Below are 3682 nucleotides of genomic sequence, written 5' to 3' on the forward strand. Positions count from 1 at the left end.
GTTCTTGAAACTATTTAGCACAAATTTAGCACAGTGTTTGGGGTGAACCCCTTCACTGAGACCGTCAGTCAGGGCCAGCGACGGCCCAACTCATTTTGCAGGCTAATGGGCGTTCTTGCGACAAGTGGTGAGATTTGGACGCCGTTTGAGTAGAATAGGCATCTACCGAGGCACCGCCGCCAATGGGCGAATGCAGGGGAGGGTTTTCCGATGCGACAAACAATCAAAGCCCGCTATCATGACGGAGTGTTACAGCCGTTGGAACCTCTTGCCTTGGCCGATGACGCGGAAGTGCAGGTCACCGTCGATACCGACCTTGCGCTCGGTACGGACGAAATTCTGCGGCGTGCGGCGCAGGTCTATCAAGGGCTGAGTGCCGACGAGATCACGCAGGTCGAGTCCATCGCATTGGATCGGCAACACTTCTTCCGTGAGCCGGCTGCCTAATGCCGCAACCGGCTGTCCTCCTCGATACCGATATTCTCTCCGAACTGCTCAAGCAACATCCTCTCGTCGTGCAGCGGGTGCGGAGCTATCTGGCGGAGCACCAGCGGCTAGCCTTCTCAATCATCACGCGCTATGAACTCCTGCGGGGACTGAAGGCGAAACAGGCACGAACTCAAGAGGCGGCCTTCACGTTGCTCTGCCAAGCCAGTCTCATTTTCCCGATTACGGATCAAGTCGTAGAGCGCGCGGCGACGTTATACGGCGATCTCCATCGACAGGGGGCCTTGCTGCCCGATGCCGACCTGCTCATTGCCGCTACTGCCTTGGACGCGCAGCGTCCGTTGATTACGAACAACCTCGCGCACTTCCAGCGCATCGCTGGCCTCATCGTCGAAAGCTGGAAACGGTAGGCTTAACCGCATACCCACATCGAGACTGTTTTTCCGCAACGATCACACCAGCTACTATGCAGCGTTGATTCCCCCGCATCTGCTGGATGGACGTTCGCAGTGAAGCACCGATACCTCCTCCGAAAGGAATTCGTCTGCTCACGCATTGGTGAAGCGGTGATGGAGGACACCCCTGGGCAGGCCTTCATTGTCTGATCAGAAGTAACCCTTAGATCGAGCCTCCGCTAAAGTTGCACGGTTCAGATCATAATACACGTCCCGCGCGACCACCTTTGGTTCATCTCGGAACGGCATGACGGCCACCAGAAAGAGTTGAATCCAAAACGAAATGGATTCTGATTTCTTAATCGTCCCGATCTCTTCCCCGGCGTTGTTTCTGAAGACTGTCTGACTTGTCAATGTTGCATGGGCGTAACCTGGAATGATCCCCATCGTAAACCCACTTATAAATCCAGAGATGCCTGCCAGGGCCTTATTTCCATCTTCCGTAATTTGAATCTCGGCCAGCAGGTCCGCCTGTTCCTTCGACACCGTGACATGAGAGAAAAGCGCCGAATCCGCATATGCCTTCTGCGCCTGCCCTTCAATGAGATGCATGGCTGCTTCGTTTTGCTTCGATTGGCCGCTGGATTCAAACTGACTTTTCACCGCAAGGGCTATCGATTTCATTTGTAGAGGCTTGTCAGGTGGCCATTGCGTGGGTGGTTGAAGTTGGTCACCTCGTACCATCATGCAGCCTGTGGCCAGGCACGACAACGACAACACAGTTACCTGAAGACCTATTTTTATCAATCTCATCGGCCACTCCCGCGCTTCAAGGTCATTTATATTTAACCGCAATGCCGCTGACTGACGTACAGGTGAAGGTGTAGACGTTATAGATCGGAATGAAGCCATAGAGGCTGTTCGTCACCGTGACATTGATTAATGCATCTCCGCCTCGAGCGGACAGCGCATCCTCCACTGCTTTAGAGAAGCTGCCATCTCCGAAAGGGATCACGGCGAGCACAAAATGCCGGCAGGATGAACCTTCTACTGGACCGAGTTCTTCGAACTTCACGCCTGAGCGGAGACGCTCGGCGTTATCGGCAGAAGGTTTTGTCACAATTCCGAGATTTCCGGTGGAACTACACCCGGTCAGGATTACACAGCTCATTAGAGCCAGAGTGGACCAACGAGACAGCTTATTCATTCTGTTTCTCCTTTGTAATTACCGATGAGCTGAGAGTTAATTGGCTCATTCGTCTTATTATTCGAACGACTGAATGTGCGTTATCTCACGAAATATCGAATGCTGCGTGTGAATCTACAGGGCGGGTTGTGAGCCAGCTACTGAGCTTCAGGGGGGGAAGGCTCGTATCATATGGGGTAGGGTGAATTCCTACCGATGTTATGACGTCCAGCAATCTTAGGTGTATGTGGTTGCCGCATACGACAAAAGACCGAAACGCCGTGTATGGTGAGTCCAGGTCAAAATAGGCAACTTGATATTGCCGTGCATATAATATATGATATAATATATATAATAGGGAGGAGCTATGCGGACCGATGACGCAAAGACCGAAACACTACAGTTCAAGGTCACCGACCAAGAACGCAAACTGATCGAGCGGTGTGCTCAGGACGAAGGCACGACCGTGTCCAAGTACGTCCGTGGTGCGGTCCTCATGAGCATGGTGATGGATGGCAAGGCCGAGGCGATCAAAATCGTGGCGCGAGAGGTCGGAGAAAAAGCCTTTGGCGTAGTCAGACAGAAGCTTGTCCGACCGACCACGGAGGGACGCTAGGAACGTGCTATCCGGCCTACCATCAAGAGGTGATGCCGGTCCGCGCCGCATGCCGGAAGGCTGCGGGGCGGAACGGAATGGCCCCCGTCTTGGTAACACGGGGGCGCTACCTACAGCGCTCATTACAGGAGTTCGATAGGTTCCATGGAGTCTGGATTCACTCTCTCCATAGATTGGCTGGCGTTTACCGTCCTGGCCAGCAATCCGCAAGAGACCATGAAGGTGCTTGGCGGCGATTGGCGCAAGGCGAAAGGCGGCTTCCGAGGCTATCCCTTATCGTGGATGAGAACTGACGGTCTGCGCGGGGTCGGCAAATTGGGCACCAATGCCCCTCGGCGTCCGAATGAAATTCATGTGGACTTGTCAGGCGGCCTCGCGTCCGCCCTGACACTGGACCAAATCCGAGAGCTCCTGCAATGGGTGCATAAGCAGCAAGGGCACGTGACGCGCATTGACTGTGCCCTGGATGACCGAGCGGGCACGGTGCCGGTGGCAACCATACGAGAGGCCGTATCGGCAGGCCAATGCGTGGCTCGTGCCGCGCAGGTTCGGCATATCGTCTCCAACCTCACACACGGAACAGGAGCGACGACGGGCGAGACGATGTACTTTGGGAGTCCTCAGAGCCAAACCCTGCTGCGGATTTACGACAAGCGGCTCGAACTCCAGAGCAAAGGACAAGAGCACTATCAGGAATACGGAACACGGTGGGAACTAGAACTCAAGAAGGATCGAGCCGAACAGTGTGCCCGAGCATTGGCCACGTTAGACGAAGCCGATTGGAAGGCGTTGGTGATTGGCTTGCTTCGGTCCTATGTGGATTTCCGTGACATTACCAAAGACACCGAAGAGGAAGAACGCTACCGGGCTCCCGTGTTGGAGTGGTACGCCCTCCTGACGGAGGGGTTTCAAAAGGGGCGATTGGCCCAGGAGCAGCAGGTGCAGACCCTGCAGCACGTGAAACGATGGGTGAGTGACACCCTGACGCCGATGTTGGCGGTGATTTGCGCCACCCCTGGAGGGGAAGAATGGCTACTG

At 54.8% G+C, this 3682-nt stretch carries 5 protein-coding genes and 1 pseudogene; 4 read left to right on the forward strand and 2 right to left on the reverse strand.

The features are described 5' to 3' along the window. Positions 1 to 210: 210 nt before the first annotated feature. Together KF784_19810 and KF784_19815 are read left to right on the forward strand one after the other, a co-directional pair. Positions 211 to 447: pseudogene (locus KF784_19810) on the forward strand (antitoxin family protein). Further along, a complete protein-coding gene (locus KF784_19815; protein ID MBX3121308.1) occupies positions 447 to 857 on the forward strand; it encodes a type II toxin-antitoxin system VapC family toxin in 411 nt (136 codons plus the stop codon). Before KF784_19810 ends, KF784_19815 begins: the two are co-directional and overlap by 1 nt. Positions 858 to 1052: 195 nt before the next feature. Here the strand turns inward: KF784_19815 and KF784_19820 are convergent, their stop codons facing one another. Together KF784_19820 and KF784_19825 are read right to left on the reverse strand one after the other, a co-directional pair. Further along, positions 1053 to 1526, reverse strand: a complete 474-nt coding sequence (locus KF784_19820) for a hypothetical protein (GenBank protein ID MBX3121309.1) — start codon at positions 1524 to 1526, stop codon at positions 1053 to 1055. A 151-nt stretch (positions 1527 to 1677) separates the two neighbouring features. Further along, positions 1678 to 2049, reverse strand: a complete 372-nt coding sequence (locus tag KF784_19825; GenBank protein ID MBX3121310.1) for a hypothetical protein — start codon at positions 2047 to 2049, stop codon at positions 1678 to 1680. A gap of 346 nt (positions 2050 to 2395) precedes the next feature. On the opposite strand from KF784_19825, the gene KF784_19830 reads away from it, so the two are divergent. Both KF784_19830 and KF784_19835 read left to right on the forward strand, forming a co-directional pair. Next, entirely contained in the window at positions 2396 to 2644 is a 249-nt protein-coding gene (locus KF784_19830) for a hypothetical protein (protein ID MBX3121311.1), read from the forward strand. Positions 2645 to 2788: 144 nt separating this feature from the next. Next, the coding region (locus tag KF784_19835) for a replication initiation factor domain-containing protein (GenBank protein ID MBX3121312.1) at positions 2789 to 3682 on the forward strand (894 nt) is incomplete at its 3' end.

The sequence above is a fragment of the Fimbriimonadaceae bacterium genome (assembly GCA_019638775.1).
Classification (GTDB): domain Bacteria; phylum Armatimonadota; class Fimbriimonadia; order Fimbriimonadales; family Fimbriimonadaceae; genus JAHBTD01.

Excerpts from the sequence above, each read along its gene's own strand:
- KF784_19815 (MBX3121308.1), top strand. The coding sequence starts at position 447 with ATGCCGCAACCGGCTGTCCTCCTCGATACCGATATTCTCTCCGAACTG.
- KF784_19820 (MBX3121309.1), bottom strand. The coding sequence starts at position 1,526 with ATGAAATCGATAGCCCTTGCGGTGAAAAGTCAGTTTGAATCCAGCGGC.
- KF784_19825 (MBX3121310.1), bottom strand. The coding sequence starts at position 2,049 with ATGAATAAGCTGTCTCGTTGGTCCACTCTGGCTCTAATGAGCTGTGTA.
- KF784_19830 (MBX3121311.1), top strand. The coding sequence starts at position 2,396 with ATGCGGACCGATGACGCAAAGACCGAAACACTACAGTTCAAGGTCACC.